We start from the raw sequence: 20,010 nt of genomic DNA on the forward strand, positions 1-20,010 counted from the left end.
TAAGCAAGCGGATAAGTGATGGTTTGCATCAGGAATCGCGTCCGCCACGGCTCCGCTTGGAGGTCTTGCGACGCTTCCGGAGCACGTATTGGTTGCTGGGTTTGTTCCGCTTGCGGGTCTTGAGACCGAGGGCGGGTTTGCCCCAGGGGGTCACCGGGCCGGAACGGCCGATCGGTGCACGACCCTCACCACCACCGTGGGGGTGATCGCAGGGGTTCATCACACTGCCTCGAACCTGAGGACGGCGTCCGAGCCAGCGGCGACGACCGGCCTTACCCAGGCTGGTGTTGCGCATCTCGGAGTTGCCGACCTCGCCGAGGGTGGCGTAGCACTCGCGGCGAACCAGGCGAACCTCGGTGGAGGGCAGCTTCAGAGCGACGTAGTCGCCTTCTTTCGCCATCACCTGGGCACTGGCACCGGCGGTACGGACCATCTGGCCACCACGACCGGCGTAGAGCTCAACGCAGTGAACCGCTGAACCGAGGGGCACCGAGGACAACGGCATGGCATTGCCGTTCTCGATCGGGGCATCAGGGCCGGAGACCACGGTCTGGCCCACCTGAACTCCTGCAGGAGCAAGGATGTAGCGCTTCTCGCCATCGGCGTAGAAGAGCAGTGCCAGACGCGCATTGCGGTGCGGGTCGTAGTGAATCGCGGCCACCTTGGCGGGGACACCGTGCTTGTTGCGACGGAAATCCACCACGCGATAGAGGCGCTTGTGGCCACCACCGCGGTGGCGGCAGGTGATCACACCGCGGTTGTTGCGGCCCTTGCGGCGGTGTTTGGCCACCACCAGGGTCCTCTCCGGCTTGCGGCTGGTGATCTCACTGAAATCAGTGACCACCCGGGTGCGGGTACCGGGGGTGTAGGGGCGGAAATTACGGATTGCCATGACGATTCAGACCCCTCAGGACTCAGGGAAGAGTTGGATCGAGTTGCCCTCCGCCAGGCGCACCACGGCTTTCTTCACCTGGGCACGTTTGCCGGCGAAGCGACCCATGCGACGGGAGCGTCGCGGGGGATTCATGGTGCTGATGCCGGTGACCTTCACATCGAAGAGCTGCTCAATGGCGGCCTTGATGTCGGGCTTTGCGGCGCGGTGGTCCACCTCGAAGGTGTACTGGTTGATTTCGAGGGCGCGGGTGGCCTTCTCGGTGATCAGGGGACGGCGGATCACATCCGCCAGGCGTCCTTGGAAACGTTCAGTCATCGCCGTAGACCTCCTGGATGGTTGCGAGAGCTTCCTCGCCCAGCACCAGAGCATTGGCGTGGAGCAGGTCGAAGACGTTCAGCTGATCTGCGGAGATCAACTTGACTTTCTCCAGGTTGCGCACGGAACGGCGCACAACATCGGAGGGGTTCGTCAGAACGATGAGCACCTTGGAGCCGGCAGCAACACCGAGGCGACCCAGAGCATCTGTGATCTCACGGGTCTTGGGGGCCTCCAGCGAAGCACCGAAGTCCTTCACGACGGTCACATCGTCAATGCGGGCCATCAGCGCGGTGCGCAGGGCCAGACGACGCTCCTTGCGGTTCATCGCAAGGTTGTACGTGCGGGGCTTGGGTCCAAAGATGATGCCGCCGCCGGGTTTCAGAGGAGTGCGGATCGATCCCTGACGGGCTCGACCAGTTCCTTTCTGCTTGTAGGGCTTGCGACCACCACCGCGCACTTCTGAGCGGGTGAGGGTGCTGGCGGTTCCTTGGCGTGCATGGGCCTGCTGACGCAGAACGGCCCGATGCATCAGGTCAACGGCGGTGGTCTCTTTGGCCACCTTCAGGTCCAGGGTTGCCTTGCCGGCTTCCTTGCCCTGCCAATCACGAACGACACAACTGGCCATCACTTACCTCCTTTGGCGGGCTTGGCGCCCACGCGCAAGGCCGGGCGGATGTTGAGCAGCGCACCAGGCTTGCCGGGCACGGATCCCTTCACCACCAGCAGGTTGTGCTCGCTGTCCACCTTGAGGATGGTCAGGCCGCGGGTGGTGATTTTCTTGCCGCCGTAGCGACCGGCCATCCGCTTTCCGGGATAGATGCGGCCCGGGGTCGTACCGGCACCGGTCGAACCGGGCTCGCGGTGGTTCTTCGAACCGTGGGTCATCGGACCCCGGCTGAAGCCGTGGCGCTTCTGGTAGCCAGCGAAGCCGCGGCCGACGGTGTCACCGCTGACGTCCACCTTCTGGCCGGCTTCGAAATCGCCGACGGTGATGGCGCCACCGAGTTCAAGACCTTCAACGCTGTCGACGCGGTATTCGCGCAGATGACGCAGAAGGCCCTCACCGGATTTGTTGAGGTGACCCTGGTCGGGCTTGTTGATCAGCTTCTCGCGGGTTTCGCCAAAGCCGATCTGCACTGCGGAATAACCGTCAGTGTCGTCGTTTTTGAGTTGGGTGATGCGGCAGGGGCCGGCTTCGATCAAGGTGACCGGAACAGCTCTGCCCTGCTCGTCGAAGAACTGGGACATACCCAGCTTCTTCCCGAGGATGCCGATGGACATGGATGGGGAGGAAGCGCCAGCGTGGACAACCACCAGGCGGAGAACCGCATGGGGTCAGGTGCTGATCGATTGGACGCAGACGTGGTTCGAAGCGGAACTCCCGAAGGAGTGGATTCGAATGGGCTAGCGAACGATTCAGCGAGGCTGGGACTTGCATCTGCACGATGTGCTGTTGCAGTTTCCCGACGGAGATCTCCGAAGAAAGCTTCCGTACTGGCCTGGGGATTCGACGCAATCGTCGAATCTGTTCTGCCGACTGGAGGCCCGGCTAGCGGACGGGCACAGAAACACAGAACAAACAACGAACTTACAACACCGACCTTCCCTCTCCCCTGATCCCTCTGCCTGCTGCCAGAATCTCCTCCAATCCCTGTAGCTGCCATGCCTCTGCTTCTCACCGGTCAGGCATTTCGCCGTGATCTCGAAGCCAATGGCTGCCTGGCGGTGCAGGCTCCGCTTGAAGGCGGTGCAGAAACCCGTCTATTAAGACGTCTGCGCGGCGCCGGTTACAGCACCCGCATGACATCGGCCCGTGGTCTTGGTGATCCGGAGGTGTTTCTCACCCAGAAGCACGGCATTCGTCCGCCCCATCTCGGTCATCAAAGTGTTGGTCGTGGAGCTGCTGTGGGAGAAGTGCAGGAGGTGGCTCCCCAGCTCGGCGACCTGTTTGAAGGTGATGCTCCCGTGGCTCTCTGGCTGCTGGAAGGCCAGGTGCTTTCGCGCTCCGAACTTCTTTCGCTCTGCGATCTCTGCAAGCGCGAACCGCGTTTACGCATCATCGTGGAGATGGGTGGTGCTCGCAGCCTGAAGTGGGAACCGATGACCACATATCTGAAGGCCTGACGCCGGACGACGCCCTCGTTCAGGGCTGCTGGGTCAAGCTGATCTGTGGAGCAAGCAACCAGGATCTGCCGGCCATTGCCGACCTGACCGCAGTTTTTGCGGCTGTTGGTGTTCATTGCGTTGATGTGGCGGCCGATCCAGCGGTTGCCCTGGCAGCGCGTCGCGGCCTGGACTGGGCTGAGGCGCAAACAGGGCGTCGCCCCTGGCTGATGGTGAGCCTCAGCGATGGCACCGATGCTCACTTCCGCAAGGCCTGGTTCGATCCTGGCCGCTGCCCTGTGGACTGTCCGCGGCCCTGCGAAAGGATTTGTCCGGCGTCAGCGATTCCGCCTGGTGCTGGCATCGACCAGCAGCGTTGTTATGGCTGCGGCCGCTGCCTGCCGGCTTGCCCCCATGGGCTGATTGAGGAGCGCGACCACCGCTTGGCGCCCGAAGAGGTGATCTCCCTGCTCCAATCGATTCAGCCCGATGCTGTGGAGATTCACACCGCATCTGGGCATGACGAGGGCTTCGCAACGCTGATCCAAAGCCTTCAGCAGCACAAGGTTCCCTTGCGGCGCTTGGCTGTGAGCTCCGGCTTGGAGGGCCACGGCGTGAAGGCCGATCAGTTGGCTGATTTGCTTTGGCGTCGCTACTCCCGCCTGCGGCAAGCCGGTTACAGACCCCTCTGGCAGCTGGATGGGCGTCCGATGAGCGGCGATGTGGGGGCTGGCACCGCGCGGGCTGCAGTTCAGCTCTGGCGTGCCATGCGGAGTCTGGCTCCGCCGGGCCCGCTGCAGCTGGCCGGTGGTACCAACGCCGCAACGCTGGAGTTCCTGCGTCCGGCGGAGCGACCGGCTGGCATCGCCTTTGGTGGTGTGGCCCGTCGCTTGCTGATGCCTGTGCTGGATGAGGCGCAAACCCGTGGTCTTGCCCTGTGGCAATGGCCCGAGGGTTGGAAGCTTGCCCTATCCCTCGCGCGTCCATTGGTTGCGCCATGGCTGCAGTGCTCTTGCTAGAAGGCTGAAACGCGCAGATCCCATGGGCACGCAACGGGTCACCGACGATCTGGATCGCCTTCTCGAGCTCCTGCCGGATGCCGTGCAGGAGCAGTTGCGGCCGGAAGAAGCGCGAGAGCAGTTGCTCGAGGTGGTGCTCGATCTGGGTCGGGTTCCAGAAGCCCGTTATCCAGGCCGTGCCCTGGCGTTGGGTTCCACGCCTTTGTCCCGCGAGGATCTAACGGCTGTGGTGGCCAGGCTCGGTCAGTTCGGTGGCGACAACCGGGCGGGAATTGAACGAACGCTTCACCGGATCAGCGCGATTCGCAACCGTCAGGGTGAGGTGGTCGGTTTGACCTGCCGGGTGGGCCGAGCCGTGTTCGGCACCGTTGCCATGGTGCGGGACCTCCTGGATGGAGGGCAGTCCCTGTTGTTGATGGGGCGCCCGGGTGTGGGCAAGACAACGGCGTTGCGCGAGATCGCCAGGGTGCTTGCCGATGAGCTGGAGCGGCGCGTTGTTGTGATCGACACGAGCAATGAGATCGCCGGTGATGGCGACATCCCGCACCCCGCGATCGGTCGGGCCCGCCGCATGCAGGTGGCTAGGCCTGAGCTGCAGCACCAAACCATGATCGAGGCGGTGGAAAACCACATGCCCGAAGTCATCGTGATCGATGAGATCGGCACGGAGCTGGAGGCGCAGGCCGCGCGCACCATCGCTGAACGTGGTGTTGTGCTCGTCGCCACAGCCCATGGCAATGCTTTGGCCAACCTGATCAAGAACCCCACCCTCAGCGATCTGGTGGGGGGCATTCAGGCGGTCACCCTCGGGGATGAGGAGGCCCGGCGGCGGCGCAGTCAGAAAACGGTGTTGGAGCGCGCCGCCGAACCAACGTTTCCGGTGGCGGTTGAAATGCATAGCAGGCAGCGCTGGGCCGTTCACACCGACGTTGCCGCCACCGTGGATCAACTGCTCCGGGGCCTGAAGCCAAGGGTTCAGGAGCGCGAGCTGACGCCTGAAGGGGGCGTTCAGCTAGTGGACCCGCCTCAGGCTTCCGGTTTGCTGCGGCCTCCGTCCCAACGGTCGTTTGCTGATCAGCCGGGCTCCGCTCCCGTGCCCATGCCTGCAGCCAGTGCCCAAGGGGCCAGTGCGGCAGAGGAACCACCTCCGCAGGAGACCAGCGCCGAGCATCTGCAGGTTCTCTGTTGCGGGGTTCCACCTCGTGTTGTGGAGGAGGCCATCCGTTCCCACGGTTGGAAGGCGCGGGTGGTGGAGGACTTGAGTGAGGCTGATGTGGTGTTGAGCGTTCGGTTGGGCCTCAGTCGTCAACCATCACTGCGTCGTCAGGCCAGGGATCTGGGGATCCCGATCCTGGTGATCAAGTCCGACACCCTGCCCCAGGTGACTCGTGCGATGGCCCGTCTTCTGCGCCGTCAGGCCACCGAAACAGCCGCAGAGGTCACCCCGCCGGATCAGGCGTCTCAAGATGATGAATTGGCTGCTCTCGAGGAATGCCGGCTTGCGGTGGAACAGGTGGTGATGCCGCAAGGCAGGCCGGTGGAGTTGCTGCCCCGCAGTGAGCGTGTTCTCCGTATGCAGGCCGACCTTGTGCGCCGTTACCGACTGCGCAGTGATGTCTTCGGTGAGGCTGAAATGTCACGCCTGAGGGTTTTCCCCCGCTGATCGGCCGTCGGTTGGTTCGCCCGGTGGATTGACGAAGGGTTGGCTGCTGTGGGTAACTATGTGTACTCCGGTGATCCGCAGGTCGCGGTTCAAACGGATCAATGGGCCGTCGCCAAGTGGTAAGGCAGCGGGTTTTGGTCCCGCCATTCCTAGGTTCGAATCCTAGCGGCCCAGTCTTTGTCCATGAATGACCGCCCCCTCCTGGTCTTTGATTTCGACGGGGTCATCGTTGATGGCATGGCGGAGTACTGGTGGAGTGCCTGGCATGCCTGTCGTGGTCTTGAGGCTGCTCCAGAGGGCTTGACGCCTGATCAGGTGCCAGACGCCTTCCGACAGCTGCGGCCGTGGGTGCATCACGGTTGGGAGATGGTTCTGCTGGCCGCGGAGCTGCCGGTGCTGAACCTTCAGGATTGGCTGCAGTCCTATGGGGAAGCGCAGGCCTCGGCACTGCAACGGCGTGGATGGCGGCCGGAGCAGCTGCAGGCGGCTCTTGATGACGCCAGAGATCAAGCCGTTCAGCAGAACCGTTCGGCTTGGTTGGCGCTGCATCGACCTTTCCCCGGCCTGGTGGAGCGGCTGCAGCAGTTGGAGGCTGAGGGGGTGGACTGGTCTGTTCTGACCACCAAAACCCAGGCCTTCACGGCTGAACTGCTGAACAGCCTTGGCCTGAATCCTTGGCGCCTGGATGGCCGTGAGGCTGGCGCCAAGCCTCAGGTGCTGCTTCAGCTTCAGCAGCAGCGAAGGCTGTGTGGCTTCGTGGAAGACCGCCGCGCGACGCTGGAGGCGGTGCGCTCAACCCCAGGGTTAGAAAAGTTGCCCTGTTTTCTGGTGAGTTGGGGCTATCTTCGCCCCCAGGATCAGAGCGGTCTTCCCTCAGGGGTTGCCCTGCTCCATCCAGATCGTTTTCGGGCCCCCCTGGCGCAGTGGCCCTGATTCGTTACGGTACGCTTGTACTACCTGAGACGATTCGGCGCTTCTGTGGCATTGGATCTCTCGTTCCTTAGTTTCAGGTCCTTCTCATGCCTGCAGATATGAAATCCGGCGCTTCCGATCCCCGTTCCTCCGGCGAGAGGGACAAGGCGCTGAATCTGGTGCTGGGTCAGATCGAGCGCAACTTCGGCAAGGGATCGATCATGCGGTTGGGCGATGCCTCCCGCATGCGGGTGGAGACGATTTCCACCGGTGCGCTGACCCTTGACCTCGCCTTGGGCGGTGGTTACCCGAAGGGTCGCGTGGTGGAGATCTACGGCCCGGAAAGTTCCGGTAAAACCACGCTCACCCTGCACGCGATTGCAGAAGTGCAGAAGCGTGGTGGTGTGGCGGCCTTCGTGGATGCGGAGCATGCCCTGGATCCCGTTTATGCCGCTTCGCTGGGCGTTGATGTGGAGAACCTGCTGGTCTCTCAGCCCGACACCGGCGAGATGGCGCTGGAGATCGTTGATCAACTGGTGCGATCGGCGGCGGTGGATCTGGTCGTTGTCGACTCAGTGGCTGCCCTCACCCCCCGCGCTGAGATCGAAGGTGAGATGGGAGATCTGGCGGTTGGCGCCCAGGCGCGTCTGATGAGTCAGGCGATGCGGAAGATCACCGGCAACATCGGCAAGTCGGGTTGCACCGTCATCTTCCTCAACCAGTTGCGTCTCAAGATTGGTGTGACCTACGGCAATCCAGAGACCACCACTGGAGGCAACGCGCTCAAGTTCTATGCCTCGGTTCGCCTCGACATCCGTCGGATTCAGACCCTCAAGAAGGGAACCGAAGAATTCGGCATCAGGGCCAAGGTGAAAGTGGCGAAAAACAAGGTGGCGCCACCCTTCCGCATTGCCGAATTCGACATTCTCTTCGGCCGCGGCATCAGCACCCTGGGCTGTCTGCTGGATCTCGCCGAAGAGACAGGCGTTGTTGTCCGTAAGGGCGCCTGGTACAGCTACGAGGGAGACAACATCGGTCAGGGTCGCGACAACACCATCACCTGGATGGAGGAAAACCCTGATGCAACAGCCACCATCGAAACGCTGGTGCGTCAAAAGCTGACGGAGGGCTCTGAGGTGAAGTCGAATTCCATGCGGCCTTTGGCCGCCGCTGCGAAGGCGGCTGCTGACAAGCCCGTTGTGGCAAAGGCTCCGGAAGCCGCCGCCTGATCTCAGGCGGCCTGGGCCAGGGACTGCATGGCGCGGACCTGGCCTTCCTGGGCCAAATCAGCCATCCGCTGCAATTCCTGGATGGCTTCTGCTCCCTCCAGCTTCACCAGTTCTCGGCCGTTGCGGGATTCCACCCAGCTGATGCCGAAGTCGGAGACAAGAAAGCGGACCATGTGGCCATCGCCGATGTCAGCCACAAACGAAGCCCCATGGCCATCGCGGCCGTCGCCACAGGAATAGCAAGTGGCTGTGAAGCCCGCGCTTTGAAGGCTGCTGGCGAGGGCCTGCAGGCTCATCACCAGGTCTTCAACAACGGATCGGTAGTGTTCGGCGAGGCGCGGAAACATAACTGAGTCTCCATTGAGACCCAGTCTAAAGGTTTTCTTTTGTTTTCGTTTATTGGTTGAGCCGGTTGCTCAGGGGGTATCCGCAAGCGTCCACCAACCGGCCGCTGGGCCGATGAAGCGCACCGTCACCCAGAGCACCACCATCCCCCCTATTCCAATCCAGGCGCCACGGGTGGTCACCGCCATGAACTGCTGCGTCTGATTGCGGGTGAGCGGAAGCCAGGACACCACCCGTGGGGAGGTGTCCACAGCTTTGGTGCTGGCTTTGGTTTGACGAGGGGGTAAGCCTTGGGCAGCCCGGCGGCGTGCTTCTCCCATGCACTTCTGAGCGTTGCAAGGAGGCTAAGTGTTGTTCACTCCGGCAGCAGTCGCTGCAATGGAATCCAAGGTTCCAGTCGGTGCAGCACCTGATCACCCCAGCTGCGCCCTCGCAGGCGGCCATCGAGAATGGCCAGGCGACCACCACTGCGGCGCAGTGGCGCAATGGCGGCAGGGATCAGGCTCAGAGCTTCTGGTAGCAGCAGGGTGCGGAACCAGTCCTCTCCCTGCTGTTTCAATCGCTTCACTCGAGCCGAGGTGAGCGGATTGTCCAGGCTGGCGATGGGGAGCATGCCGACAATCAGCTGTGCTGGGGCCGGCAGTTGCTCCTGATGCTCCAGCCACCAGTCCCAGTTGCAGGTCACCACGCCATTGCTTTCGGGTGCTGTCGACTCATGCACCACACGGCGTCCGAATTCCGCAGCCAGGGAACTGGTCAGCTGCCGACGCAGCTGGTCGTCATTGATCAGAACAAGGGTGAGCCCCGCCTGGCCAAGGATGAGCCTTCTGCTCTCCTCCAGGAGATGTTGGGCGTAGATCCGGGTGTTCGGCAGCGGCTGGCGACGCGGGGCATAGACGGGGAGCGGTTCATTCAGCTCCCGTTCCCGCAGTGTTGCCCGCACGTCGGGGACAACGCCGGCCTGTTCAAATTCCAGATCAAGCCTGGCGTTGTCTCCATTGCTGCTGAACATCAGGCAGGGGTGATCCAGCAGAACCCCCCGCAGCAGTTGGAGGGGTTCGAGGGGGGCCAGCTTCCAGCGCCACTGGAGCAGCCGGTGATCCAGTTCAGCCCATTGACTCCACTCCGTCGGGTTGATGCTGCGGAGGCTGTTCCACGGTTCAGGGCTGGCTGGCATCAGCTGCAGCAGGTCACGCAGGGCCTGCCCGGCTGAGCCTTCGAGTCGCACGGCGCCATCGGGCCTCGTGGCATCAGCGAACAGCTGCCGGCTCATGCGGTCATGCAGTTCCAGCAATCCGGATTCCGCCTGGGGACAGGCCTGGCGCAGCTCATCCCAGTGCTGATGCACGATCTCCAAGGTGAGAGCGTTGCGCATGCGCCGGCTCAACTGATCCATCTCCGGGATCAGCAGTTGCCGTTGGCCCAAGTGCCCGTCGCGATGGGCCTGAATCAGCTCGCCAACATCCATCAGCCAGAGCTGTGGACCCTCAGGAGGGGTCGGTCCCTGCCAGCAGGGGAGCCTCAGGCCCTGGTTGCGGAGACGGGGCAATTCCAGCTGGAGCAGACGCCGGCGCTGGGGGGCCGTCAGCACCAGCGCCCCCGCTTCGGGAGCCAGGCAGAGCGGCACCAGCAGACCGAGCCACCAGCGTTCGCTGCTGCTGGGGGGGAGCTGAACGAGTGTTGTGTCGCGACGCCTCAGGCTTCGTGCCACCAGCCGGCTCAGGGTCAGGTGGTGGGGCCAGTCCGATTCCTCCTGACGGAGCAGGGTTTTGATCTGGTGGTGGGCCTGGGCTTCCAACATCGTCAAACCCTAAGCAGGGTTCCCCTGGCGATTGGTTCATGGCAATCCATCCATCAACATGGCTTCACGACCATGCGGGAGAGATGGCGTTGCAACCGGGACGTGTGGGGATCGTTGGCCTTGGATTGATCGGGGGATCCCTTGGTCTGGATCTGCAGGCGCGGGGCTGGTCGGTGCAAGGCCTTGTGCATCGTCAGGCCACGGCGGATCGCGCCATGGCCCGAGGGCTGGTTGGTTCGGTGTCGACCGATCCCAGCTGCCTCTCGGGTTGCCACCTGGTGATCCTGGCGTTGCCCATTCCCTTGCTGCTGAACCCACCGGATGAGCTCATTGCGGCCCTGCCTGAAGCAGCGGTGATCACTGATGTTGGTTCGGTCAAACAGCCTGTGTTGGAGGCTTGGCGCCAGCGGCATCCCCGCTTTGTGGCCAGTCACCCCATGGCAGGCACCGCTCAGGCGGGCGTTGAGGCCGGGGTGGTGGATCTGTTCCGTGGTCGCCCTTGGATCGCGACTCCGGATCAAACAACAGACCCTGCTGCCCTGGCCCAGGTTCGTGATCTGGCCGTCAGCGTGGGCGGCCATTGGCTGACGGCCACCGCGTCCCAGCACGACCAGGCTGTGGCTCTGATTTCCCACATGCCGGTGCTGGTGAGTGCCGCACTGCTACGGGCAGTGGGCGATGAACGGGATCCGGAGATCCGTCAGTTGGCCATGGTGCTGGCGTCCAGTGGCTTTGCCGACACCAGTCGTGTGGGTGGCGGGAATCCCGAGCTGGGGGTGGCGATGGCTTCCACCAATCGGGATGCGGTGTTGCGTGGCTTGGCGGCCTACCGCTGGAGCCTTGAGCAGCTCGAAGATGCCGTGCTCCAGCAAAACTGGTCTCAGCTCACGTTGGAACTGAGCCGAACGCAGACCCTGCGCCCGGATTTTTTGAAGGCGCCTGGGGAGGTCAGCTCCGAAAACTGAGCGGTTGACCCCGTTCGGCCCTGAGCTGCCGGCAGGCATTGAGGGCTGACAGGCTCACCCCCGCTGTGCCTTCGCCCGGATGGAGGCTGTCGCCGCAGAGCCAAAGCCCCGGCATGGGCGTTCGTCCTGCCAGGCCGAAGGGGCCGAACCGGCTTGGATGCTGTCCAAGGCCCCCGACCATGCCGTTGGGACGGCCCGTCCAGCCGGCGAAGCCCCGTGGTGTTGCCAGTTCAGCGTGCAACCAGGCGTCGTCTTCGAGCGAGAGCCAGCGGTTCAATTCGGCTTGGATCAAGTTCAGCATCTCTGTTTTGCGCTGCTGGTACTCCAGCTCTGGCAAGCGGCACCAGTCACCTGTTGGGGTGAACACGCTGGCAATCAAGGTGGCCTGCCCCTGGGGCGCACGCCCATCGCCCTCGCGGCTGATGGAGACGAACAGAGGCCCTGGGGATGCGCAGCCCCGCTGGAGATGGCCTGGGCAGGAATCTGGCAGTGCATCACGCCGCACCGCTCCGTAAAGCACCAGCGCACCACTCGGTTCATGCAGGTTGTCCAGTCGCTTGCGGTACCCCTGGGGCAGTTGATCCGGTTCGATCAGCTCCTGCAGGCACTGGGGCGGCAGGCTGCAGACCACATCGCGGCTGTTGCGTTGGTGTTCCGTGCCCTTGCCGGTGCTGATCGTCACCTGCCAACCGGATGAGCGGGGCTGCAGCTTGGTGACCCGATGCTTCATCAGCACCGTTCCGCCATCGCGCTCAATGGCCGCCACCAGCTGATTGCTCAACACCTGCATCGATCCCTTCAGATGCCAGAGCCCGAGCGGTGCTTGGGCCATATGCAGGACGGTTGCGCCGTACAGCGCCGCTGTGCGATCGGCTGGTTCCTGGGAGTACAGCTTCAGCTGGAGGTCGAGAAAGCGCCGCAGCCGTTGATCGTCACCGCACCCGCACAGCTGCAACAGATCAGCGATGGTCAGACCTGTGAACAGTCCCGATGCCAGGGTTGCGGGCCGAAGGGCCCGCAGCAATGTGCCGAGATCCCAGAGGGAGCGCGGCGTCACCACAGGGTCCTGGCTGGCGAACTGCCAGTTGCTGGAATGCAACTGATGGCAAAGGCTCCAGAAGCGCTGGCTGCCTGGGAATTGACGTTCACGCTCGGCGGCCCAGGCGTCCGGGTCATGCCAGAGCGAAATGGGAGGGGAACCATCGCCCAGGTCGACCACACAACCTGGGTCCAGAAGCTCTGCGCTGGGCAGAGGCATGTCCAGATGCTTCAGCAGTCGCGCATGACTGCCTCCGGGCTCCAATCCAGCCACCTGGGTCGCCCCAACATCGAACACCCATGGACCACGCCGGAACGTTCCGGCACATCCCCCCGGTTGTTGATGCGCTTCCAGCAGCGTGACCTTGATGCCATCGCGGGCCAGGAGTGCCGCTGCCGTCAAGCCAGCGATCCCACCGCCCACCACGATCACGCTGGAATCGCTCACGACGCCCTGAAGAATCGGGCCATGCTGGCAAGACAGGGGGCCTGCTGAGGATGAAAAGCGAACTGCGTCGGGATCTCACCGCGAAGGATGGGCCATTGGCGGGGGCTGTCATCACAGACGTCTCCCCCGTTGGTGGGGGCTGCATCCATCAGGCCTGGAAACTTCGCCTCCGTGATGGCCAGGTGTTATTTGCCAAAAGTGGTGGCGCCAGCGCTCTACCCCTGTTTGAGGTGGAGGCGGAGGCCCTCGAGGCCCTGCATGCCCAAGCTGATGCCTCGTTCCTGGTTGTGCCGCAGCCCATCGCTCTGGCAGCACTTCCCCACGGTGCGGTGCTGCTGTTGCCTTGGCTGGATTTTGGTGGCAGCGACCAAACAGCTCTTGGCCGGGGTTTGGCCTTGCTGCACCAGTCGTCGATGGCCTCCAGCCCAGCTCGTTTCGGCTGGCACCGGGACGGTTTCATCGGCGCTGGGTCTCAACCCGGTGGGTGGCGTGATGACTGGGGATCGGCCTTCGTGGAGCTCAGGCTGCGCCCGCAACTCGAGATCCTTGATGGGTTGCAGCAGGATTTGACGGACCTCAATCCGTTGTTGCTGCGCCTCGCACAGCATCTGAACGAGCATCAACCGTGTCCTGCTTTGGTGCACGGCGATCTCTGGGGTGGGAATGCTGCCAGCCTCAGCGATGGACGGGGGAGCATTTTTGATCCCGCCAGCTGGTGGGCTGATCGGGAAGTTGATCTGGCTATGACCCGGATGTTCGGCGGCTTCGGTGAAGCCTTCCGCTCGGCTTATCGGGAGGTGATCCCCGATGCTTCAAACGCTGACGGTCGGGTGGAGATCTACAACCTGTACCACCTGCTCAACCACGCCAATTTGTTTGGGGGGAGTTATCTGAGCCAATGCCGAGCCAGTCTCAAGGATCTGGCTCGGCGGCTTTGAGGATCAGCCCAGGTACTCCTTCCGGAGGGTTTGAACACGCTGAACCAGGGCATTGCGTTTGTCGCTGGTGGTGAGGTTCTTCCAGCTCCATTGCCCCACCACGACCACGCCGAGCAGTTCCAGCAGACCAGGAACGATCGGCAGCAGATTGATCGTGTCGAGGATTCCCTTGATCAGGATCTGGGCAATGATCACGGCGGCAAAGATGCCGACGATCTTGCCGATGCGTCCCATCTGACTCCAGTCGACCTGATCGAGCGTGTCGTTCACCTTGCCCAGCACGTCGCTGTAGCGCTCAGCGAAGGAGGTGGTGTCCTCCTGCTCAGGGGTTTCGAGGGGTGTCGTCACGGTTGTGGCGGCATCCTTAACTTCAGTGGTGGCGTCACTCATGAGAACGACTAAATCCTTCACAATTTCAGCTGAGAGTATCGGTGCGACGGGGTCTACGCCATCCGTGCTGGAAATTGATCACCGATGCCACACGGATCTGGCCCGGATTTTGCTGGCGCCCCACCCCGAAGAAGGCTGCGCCTTGCTGCTGGGACAACAGACGAATTCAGGCTGTTTGAGGCTGACCACGACCTGGCCCTGTTGCAATGTCTGGGGACGGGGGGCATCCGGTCAAGAGCCTGTCCACGACCGTCGCAGCAGGTTTCTGGTGGATCCAAGGGAGCAGTTGGCAGCCCAGCGATGGGCGCGGGATCGCCATCAACGTTGTCTTGGGGTGGCCCATTCCCATCCGGCGTCGGCCCCCGTTCCCTCGCCCCAGGATCGGCGCTTGGGACAAACGGAGAGTCTGATGTTGATCCTCTCTGCCTCGCTTGGCCTGCGGGCCTGGTGGCTGCATGGGGACCGCAGTGTGGATGAAATCCCGATTCAGCTCTGGGACACTCAAAACGATGCAAGATCAACCGATGCTGAGTGCTGATGAGCGGGGGCGCTACGCCCGCCATCTGATCCTTCCCGAGGTTGGTGCTGCCGGTCAGCTCCAGTTGAAGTCTGCGTCGGTGCTTTGTGTTGGCAGCGGTGGGCTGGGATCCCCTCTGTTGCTGTATTTGGCCGCGGCAGGGGTTGGTCGTATTGGAATCGTGGATGGAGATGTGGTGGAGCTGTCCAATCTCCAGCGGCAGGTGATCCACAGCTCCAGCGGGGTTGGCGGCTCCAAGGCCCGCTCAGCCGCAGCGCGGATCCACGACCTCAATCCCCACTGCAAGGTGGAGGTGCATGAACACATGCTGGATGTGGGCAATGCTCTGGATCTCATCGGTGCCTATGACCTGGTCTGTGACGGCACCGACAACTTCCCCAGCCGGTATCTGATCAACGACGCCTGTGTGTTGCTCGGCAAGCCCCTCGTCTACGGCTCCGTGCAGCGCTTTGACGGTCAGGTCAGCGTGTTCAACCGCACGCCGACGAGCCCCAATTACCGCGATCTGCTGCCGGAACCCCCTCCCCCGGACGCTGTTCCGTCTTGCTCGGAGGCTGGGGTGATGGGTGTGATGCCGGGGTTGATCGGTCTGCTTCAGGCCACCGAGGCGATCAAACTGATCACCGGTATTGGTGAGTGCCTGGACGGTCGGCTGTTGGTGGTTGATGCCCTAGCGATGCGATTTCGCGAACTCACCCTCCGCGTTGATCCCGACCGACCGAAGGTCGAGAGCCTGATTGACTACCGCCAGTTCTGCCGTCCGGCGTCATCGGAGATGGAAGCCATCACTGTCATGGAGCTGAAGGCCCTGCTCGACTCCGCTCCAGACGAGATTGCGCTGGTTGATGTGCGCAATCCTGCTGAAGCAGAGGTGGCTGCGATTGAAGGAAGCCGCCTGGTTCCTTTGGCTTCGCTGGAGAGTGGAGAGGCGATCGATCGCGTTCGTGCATTGGCAGAGGGACGGCGCCTCTTGGTGCACTGCAAGCTCGGGGGGCGTTCTGCCAGGGCCGTTGAGCTGTTGGCTCAGCAGGGCATCGTGGCCACGAATGTGACCGGTGGAATTGATGCCTGGTCTCAGCAGGTGAATCCTGAAATCCCTCGTTACTGAACCCAGGGTTTAGTAATCCACTCCTCGCTTCAGGTCGACGCCCTGTTCGGCGTAGTGCTTGTGGCACACCATTTCGGAATGGATGCTGGCCAGATCGAAGTAGGCGGGAGGGTTTTTGCACCGCCCTGTGATGATCACCTCGGTTTCCGCCGGTTTGCGCAGCAGGGTCTGCAGGATCGGTTCAACGGGCAGCAGCTCCAGGTCGACTGTGGGGTTTAACTCATCGAGGATCACGGTCTTGTAGAGGCCGCTGGAGATGGCGGCCCGTGCGATCTCCCAGGCCCGCTCGGCCTCCACGTAATCGATCGGTTCCTGCTGGCCCCGCCAGACGATGGCATCGCGGCCGGATCGAAGGTGGTCCACCAGATGGGGATAGCTCTCGCGCAGGGCCGCGATGGCCGCATCTTCGGTGTAACCGCTGCCGCCTTTGAGCCACTGCAGGATCAAGACCCGATGGCTCTTGTCTTGGCTGATGCCCCGCCCGATGGCCTGCAGGGCTTTCCCAAGTGCACTGGTTGATTTGCCTTTGCCTTCTCCGGTGTAGATCTCGATGCCGCTGCTCACATTGAGGGGCACCACCCGGTTGTCGTTCATGCCCGGACGGCGATGGGCCCGCATCTCTGAGTGGAGGTCGGCCTCACGCACCAATGGGGCCGGTGCGGCGCGACCGGTGACGATGATCTCCATCCCCTCCGGCCGGTTGCTGAGGGTGCGCACCACGTCCTCCAGATCCAGCAGGCCGAGATCCAGCACGGGATTGAGCTCGTCCAGAACCACCACCGAGTAGAGGGCACTGGCGATCGCGCCCTTGGCGATCACCCAGCCCCGCTGGGCTTCGTCGCGGTCGAACCGGGTGGCTTCATCAGCGGTGAAGTGATCGGCCCGTCCGGTGCGCAGATGGTCGATCAAATGGGGGAAGCCCTGCTGCAAAGCTTCGATGGCCGCATCCTCGTCGTAGGCCCGTCCTGGGCCTTTGAGAAAGCGCAACAGCAGCACCCGGGTCTGGCGCTGCTCGCAGATGCCGAGGCCGATGGTGCGCAGCACAACCCCTAGGGCTGCTTGGCTTTTGCCCTTGCCTTCGCCGTCATAGATGTGCAGCTGTCCATGGCTGCGCTCGCGGCTGTCCGCTGCGGTGACAATGCCGATGCTTCGAGGCATGGGGACAGCTCTTACCGTTGGAGCCTACCTAGCTCAACTGGTTTTCCCCGCTGATGTTTCGGTTGCAGGAGCCTTTGGCGGATCGAGAGCAGCAGCTGCTGGCGAACCTGCGGCAGTGGATGGCAGATCAATCTGCCCTTTGTGTGGCCTATTCCGGTGGAGTCGACAGCACCCTGGTGGCGGCGATGGCCTACGAAGCCCAGGGCGATGCCGCTCTGGCGGTAACGGGTGTCTCCCCGGCTCTGGCGCCGCATCTGTTGCGGGAAGCCCGGGATCAAGCCTCCTGGATCGGCATCCCGCACCGGGAGTGTGCGACGACCGAGTTGAACGACCCGGACTACAGCAGCAACCCCGTGGATCGTTGCTTTGCCTGCAAGCGTGAACTGCACCAGCACCTTCAGCCCATTGCCGCGGCGGCTGGAGACGCGTTGGTGATTGATGGGGTCAATCTCGATGACCTCGGTGATCATCGGCCCGGCATTGAAGCGGCCCGACAGGCGGGGGTTCGCTCCCCCCTTGCGGAATTGTCGATCGACAAATCCACGATTCGTTCGCTGTCACGGGCCCTTGGTTTTCCCTGGTGGGATAAGCCGGCGCAGCCCTGTCTGGCCTCCCGTTTCCCCTATGGCGAAAACATCAGCGCTGAGCGGTTGAAGCGGGTGGGTCAGGCGGAAGCCTGGTTGATTGCCAGGGGATTCAGCTCCGTTCGTGTGCGCTCCCACGGATTGGCGGCACGGATTGAGGTGCCCAGCGAGCAGATCCGCGCTGTGCTCGCGCTGGCGGAAAGCGAGCCTCTGGTGGAGGCTTTTCGCTCCCTTGGCTTCACCTCCGTGAACCTGGATCTGGAAGGTCTGGTCAGCGGCAAGTTGAACCGCCGCTGATGTCGCCTGGGCCGGATCAGCTGGGGAGCTGGCTCGGCGTTTCCACAGGCTCTCTCACCCCAGTGGCAATGGCCGCCGGTGTTTCACGCAGAAAGCTCTTCAGCGCATGGCGTTTCGCTTGAAGCTCACTGCAGAGAATCGCGCAGGCCTGTTCCGGCATGGTGTGGTCACCACAGGTGAACACATCAACCGCGGCGTAGCCGGATTCCGGCCAGGTGTGGATGGAAATGTGGGATTCCGCTAGCAGGGCAAGGCCTGTGACGCCCTGGGGTTGAAATTGATGGGTGATCAGGTTCAGCAGCGTCGCACCAGCGCCTTTGGCTGCTGAGGTGATCGTTGTGCGGATGAATGCTTCGTCGTCGAGCCGGCTCGGATCGCAGTCGTAGAGCTCGAGAATGCAGTGTTTGCCGACCATGTCGGTGGCATGAATCTCAGGTGCCCCCCATCCCGGGTTGGGATGCAGTTCAGAGAGGGTCTGCTCCATCAGGCGATGAGAGAAAAACAGGCCCGCCACCCTATCCGATCTTCAGGTCGGGTCTCAGGTCTCTTGCTCCGAGAATTTGGGCCTGCTGTTGCCATCCGCCGCCAAAGCCCTCGAGGTGGGTGGCGCTCACCAGGCATTGATGCGATTCGCCCACGGCCTCAAGCAGAAGCTGCTGGCGGGTTGGATCCAGTTCGGCGAGCACATCATCAAGAAGCAGCAGGGGTGGCTCCCCACAGAGCTGGGTGACCAGCTCCAGTTCGGCGAGCTTCAGGCCCAGCACCAGCGACCGCTGCTGGCCAGCTGAGCCAAACCGTCGTGCCGGGCTACCCCCCAGCAGCAGGGCGATCTCATCGCGGTGCGGGCCCACGCGGCAGCTGCCGAGCCGTTCCTCCTCTCCCCGCTGCTGGCGCAGTTGCTCCTCGATGGCGAGTCGCCAGGGCTCTTCGGCATCCTCCCCGTCGAGTTTGCTGCCGGGCTTGTAGTGCAGTTCCAGGGCTTCTGTGCCCCCGCTCAGGTGGGCCTGCCAGCGTTGGGCGATCGGTTCCAGCCGATGCAGGGCCCGTTGCCGTCGCCGGTGAATTCGGGTGCTCACCAGCGCCATCTGAACGTCAAACGCGTCGAGCAGTGCATGGCGTTCGCCACTGGAGACCTGCCTCTGGCGCCAGAGCTGGCTGCGCTGCCGCAATAGCCGGTTCAGCCGCGCCATCAGATCGGCATACACCGGTTCGAGCTGCAACACGACGCGGTCCAGCCACTGGCGGCGTAGGGCAGGTTCGCCCCGCACCAGATCAAGATCCAGGGCGCTGAAGCCGATGCAACGCAGCGGACCAATCAGGTCCAGCTGCCGATCCAGCAGCTTGCCGTTCCGTTTGGCCTGACGGCCACCCTGGCGGCGCAGTTCCAGTTCCAGACGATCCCCATCCCCCACGTTGGCCCGGATCAGGGCCTGTGGAGCGTCCCACTGGATCAGATCGCGATCATTGCTGCAGCGATGGGAGCGCAGGCTGCCCAGCAGCTCAACCGCTTCCAGCAGGTTGGACTTGCCAATGCCATTGGGCCCGATCACCAAAAGGCGTGGCTGCGTCAGTTCCAGCTGCAGAACGGTGTGGTTCCGGAAGCCCTGCAGTTGGAGCCTGTGGAGCCGGATGGGTGCTGGGGCGACCAGTGAGTAAGGTACCTGTATCGGGACGGTTGCCGCTCGATATCACTGCGGCTTAAAGCCGATCAGTGGGCATGTAGCTCAGTTGGATAGAGCATCAGATTCCGGTTCTGAGGGTCGGGGGTTCGAGTCCCTCCATGCTCGTGTTTGAACTCAATGTTTCAGCTCAGGCTGAGGCCCATGGCGCGAATGCCATTGGGATCAATCAGGAAACCCTGCTGTTTGAGAGCTTCCAGCGCATCCGCAGGGGCCGAGATTGAAAGGCTGCAGCCCGGCAGATCCCGGCGCAGAATCTGCAGGGCACGGTGCACCAGAACGGCGAAAAGGGCCCCTTGGTTCGGCCCTGGCTTAGCGGCGAGGTTCCAAAGATTGGCGTTGAGGGCCAGATCACTGGTGGCCCGCACAAATCCGACCAGTTCCCCTGTTGATTCCTCCAGGATGCTGATCTGCCACAGGCTGCGCTGAAGGGCAAGCTCCCAGCGTTCCTCGGGGTGGGTTGATTCCCCGCAGGACATCAGCAACGTGTTGAGCTGCTGGGAGGTGGGAGGTGTTGATGTTTCGAGTCGCGTTCCCTCGGGCAAGGGTGGAATCGAGGGTTGTTGAAGGAACGACAGCACT

23 protein-coding genes and 2 tRNA genes are annotated in these 20,010 nt (G+C 62.8%); 12 read left to right on the top strand and 13 right to left on the bottom strand.

The window, feature by feature from the left end:
• Window positions 1-28 precede the first annotated feature (28 nt).
• Genes rplB through rplC form a run of 4 tightly spaced genes read right to left on the bottom strand, consistent with a single transcriptional unit; the run spans window position 29 to window position 2,494 of the window.
• Entirely contained in the window at window positions 29-892 is an 864-nt protein-coding gene (rplB, locus tag SynRS9907_RS01780) for a 50S ribosomal protein L2 (RefSeq protein WP_006851794.1), read from the bottom strand.
• A gap of 15 nt (window positions 893-907) precedes the next feature.
• Window positions 908-1,210, bottom strand: coding sequence for a 50S ribosomal protein L23 (locus SynRS9907_RS01785; RefSeq protein WP_006850625.1), 303 nt, complete (start codon window positions 1,208-1,210; stop codon window positions 908-910).
• The gene (gene rplD, locus SynRS9907_RS01790; protein ID WP_114987276.1) at window positions 1,203-1,838 is read right to left on the bottom strand and encodes a 50S ribosomal protein L4; all 636 of its coding nucleotides are present in this window, start codon (window positions 1,836-1,838) and stop codon (window positions 1,203-1,205) included. The genes SynRS9907_RS01785 and rplD overlap by 8 nt, the downstream gene beginning before the upstream one ends.
• Entirely contained in the window at window positions 1,838-2,494 is a 657-nt protein-coding gene (rplC, locus tag SynRS9907_RS01795) for a 50S ribosomal protein L3 (protein WP_188021627.1), read from the bottom strand. Before rplC ends, rplD begins: the two co-directional genes overlap by 1 nt.
• Before the next feature lie 381 nt (window positions 2,495-2,875).
• On the opposite strand from rplC, the gene SynRS9907_RS01800 reads away from it, so the two are divergent.
• The 6 genes from SynRS9907_RS01800 to recA all read left to right on the top strand — a co-directional run bounded on the left by SynRS9907_RS01800 (window position 2,876) and on the right by recA (window position 8,139).
• Window positions 2,876-3,337 carry an NAD(P)H-quinone oxidoreductase subunit N gene (locus SynRS9907_RS01800; RefSeq protein ID WP_006850745.1) on the top strand — a complete coding sequence of 154 codons (462 nt, stop codon included), beginning with the start codon at window positions 2,876-2,878 and terminating at the stop codon, window positions 3,335-3,337.
• On the top strand, window positions 3,304-4,335 hold the full coding sequence (locus SynRS9907_RS01805) for an LdpA C-terminal domain-containing domain (protein ID WP_188021628.1): 1,032 nt from the start codon (window positions 3,304-3,306) through the stop codon (window positions 4,333-4,335). Before SynRS9907_RS01800 ends, SynRS9907_RS01805 begins: the two co-directional genes overlap by 34 nt.
• A gap of 22 nt (window positions 4,336-4,357) precedes the next feature.
• Entirely contained in the window at window positions 4,358-5,998 is a 1,641-nt protein-coding gene (locus tag SynRS9907_RS01810; protein ID WP_188021629.1) for an AAA family ATPase, read from the top strand.
• Window positions 5,999-6,100: 102 nt separating this feature from the next.
• Window positions 6,101-6,172, top strand: a tRNA-Gln gene (locus SynRS9907_RS01815).
• A 9-nt stretch (window positions 6,173-6,181) separates the two neighbouring features.
• A complete protein-coding gene (locus SynRS9907_RS01820) occupies window positions 6,182-6,931 on the top strand; it encodes an HAD family hydrolase (protein WP_188021630.1) in 750 nt (249 codons plus the stop codon).
• Window positions 6,932-7,017: 86 nt separating this feature from the next.
• Window positions 7,018-8,139 (top strand): recombinase RecA, encoded by a 1,122-nt coding sequence (recA, locus tag SynRS9907_RS01825; protein WP_115132346.1) that lies wholly within the window; start codon window positions 7,018-7,020, stop codon window positions 8,137-8,139.
• Window positions 8,140-8,141: 2 nt separating this feature from the next.
• Here recA and SynRS9907_RS01830 read toward each other — a convergent pair whose 3' ends face one another.
• The 3 genes from SynRS9907_RS01830 to SynRS9907_RS01840 all read right to left on the bottom strand — a co-directional run bounded on the left by SynRS9907_RS01830 (window position 8,142) and on the right by SynRS9907_RS01840 (window position 10,285).
• Window positions 8,142-8,486, bottom strand: coding sequence for a DUF1815 family protein (locus SynRS9907_RS01830; RefSeq protein ID WP_114987287.1), 345 nt, complete (start codon window positions 8,484-8,486; stop codon window positions 8,142-8,144).
• A 69-nt stretch (window positions 8,487-8,555) separates the two neighbouring features.
• Window positions 8,556-8,804 (bottom strand): DUF2839 domain-containing protein, encoded by a 249-nt coding sequence (locus SynRS9907_RS01835; RefSeq protein WP_115080391.1) that lies wholly within the window; start codon window positions 8,802-8,804, stop codon window positions 8,556-8,558.
• A 35-nt stretch (window positions 8,805-8,839) separates the two neighbouring features.
• On the bottom strand, window positions 8,840-10,285 hold the full coding sequence (locus SynRS9907_RS01840) for a helicase (protein ID WP_188021631.1): 1,446 nt from the start codon (window positions 10,283-10,285) through the stop codon (window positions 8,840-8,842).
• Between the two features lie 83 nt (window positions 10,286-10,368).
• Here SynRS9907_RS01840 and SynRS9907_RS01845 point away from each other — a divergent pair, with 83 nt between their 5' ends.
• Window positions 10,369-11,250: a prephenate/arogenate dehydrogenase gene (locus SynRS9907_RS01845; protein WP_188021632.1), complete on the top strand. Its 882-nt coding sequence runs from the start codon at window positions 10,369-10,371 to the stop codon at window positions 11,248-11,250.
• Here the strand turns inward: SynRS9907_RS01845 and crtD are convergent.
• Window positions 11,234-12,736 (bottom strand): C-3',4' desaturase CrtD, encoded by a 1,503-nt coding sequence (gene crtD, locus SynRS9907_RS01850; protein WP_188021633.1) that lies wholly within the window; start codon window positions 12,734-12,736, stop codon window positions 11,234-11,236. The genes SynRS9907_RS01845 and crtD overlap by 17 nt on opposite strands.
• A 50-nt stretch (window positions 12,737-12,786) precedes the next feature.
• On the opposite strand from crtD, the gene SynRS9907_RS01855 reads away from it, so the two are divergent.
• Window positions 12,787-13,674, top strand: a complete 888-nt coding sequence (locus SynRS9907_RS01855; protein WP_188021634.1) for a fructosamine kinase family protein — start codon at window positions 12,787-12,789, stop codon at window positions 13,672-13,674.
• 3 nt (window positions 13,675-13,677) lie between these two features.
• Here the strand turns inward: SynRS9907_RS01855 and SynRS9907_RS01860 are convergent, their stop codons facing one another.
• A complete protein-coding gene (locus SynRS9907_RS01860; protein WP_114987298.1) occupies window positions 13,678-14,064 on the bottom strand; it encodes a CAAD domain-containing protein in 387 nt (128 codons plus the stop codon).
• Window positions 14,065-14,128: 64 nt separating this feature from the next.
• Here SynRS9907_RS01860 and SynRS9907_RS01865 point away from each other — a divergent pair, with 64 nt between their 5' ends.
• Window positions 14,129-14,602: a M67 family metallopeptidase gene (locus SynRS9907_RS01865; RefSeq protein WP_255445953.1), complete on the top strand. Its 474-nt coding sequence runs from the start codon at window positions 14,129-14,131 to the stop codon at window positions 14,600-14,602.
• Window positions 14,574-15,710: a molybdopterin-synthase adenylyltransferase MoeB gene (gene moeB, locus SynRS9907_RS01870; protein WP_188021636.1), complete on the top strand. Its 1,137-nt coding sequence runs from the start codon at window positions 14,574-14,576 to the stop codon at window positions 15,708-15,710. Before SynRS9907_RS01865 ends, moeB begins: the two co-directional genes overlap by 29 nt.
• A 9-nt stretch (window positions 15,711-15,719) precedes the next feature.
• On the opposite strand, the gene SynRS9907_RS01875 is transcribed toward moeB, so the two are convergent.
• Entirely contained in the window at window positions 15,720-16,868 is a 1,149-nt protein-coding gene (locus SynRS9907_RS01875; protein ID WP_115160560.1) for a cob(I)yrinic acid a,c-diamide adenosyltransferase, read from the bottom strand.
• A gap of 53 nt (window positions 16,869-16,921) precedes the next feature.
• Between SynRS9907_RS01875 and larE the strand changes: the two genes are divergently transcribed.
• Complete coding sequence (larE, locus tag SynRS9907_RS01880; protein ID WP_188021637.1) at window positions 16,922-17,749, top strand: ATP-dependent sacrificial sulfur transferase LarE; 828 nt, start codon at window positions 16,922-16,924, stop codon at window positions 17,747-17,749.
• A gap of 16 nt (window positions 17,750-17,765) precedes the next feature.
• Here the strand turns inward: larE and speD are convergent, their stop codons facing one another.
• Window positions 17,766-18,233, bottom strand: a complete 468-nt coding sequence (speD, locus tag SynRS9907_RS01885; RefSeq protein ID WP_115010551.1) for an adenosylmethionine decarboxylase — start codon at window positions 18,231-18,233, stop codon at window positions 17,766-17,768.
• A 31-nt stretch (window positions 18,234-18,264) separates the two neighbouring features.
• Entirely contained in the window at window positions 18,265-19,359 is a 1,095-nt protein-coding gene (recF, locus tag SynRS9907_RS01890; RefSeq protein ID WP_255446022.1) for a DNA replication/repair protein RecF, read from the bottom strand.
• A gap of 103 nt (window positions 19,360-19,462) precedes the next feature.
• On the opposite strand from recF, the gene SynRS9907_RS01895 reads away from it, so the two are divergent.
• Window positions 19,463-19,536 (top strand) — tRNA-Arg (locus SynRS9907_RS01895).
• A gap of 17 nt (window positions 19,537-19,553) precedes the next feature.
• Here the strand turns inward: SynRS9907_RS01895 and SynRS9907_RS01900 are convergent.
• Window positions 19,554-20,009 (bottom strand): N-acetyltransferase, encoded by a 456-nt coding sequence (locus tag SynRS9907_RS01900; RefSeq protein ID WP_115160563.1) that lies wholly within the window; start codon window positions 20,007-20,009, stop codon window positions 19,554-19,556.
• Window position 20,010 lies beyond the last annotated feature (1 nt).

Source organism: Synechococcus sp. RS9907 (genome assembly GCF_014279615.1).
Classification (GTDB): domain Bacteria; phylum Cyanobacteriota; class Cyanobacteriia; order PCC-6307; family Cyanobiaceae; genus Parasynechococcus.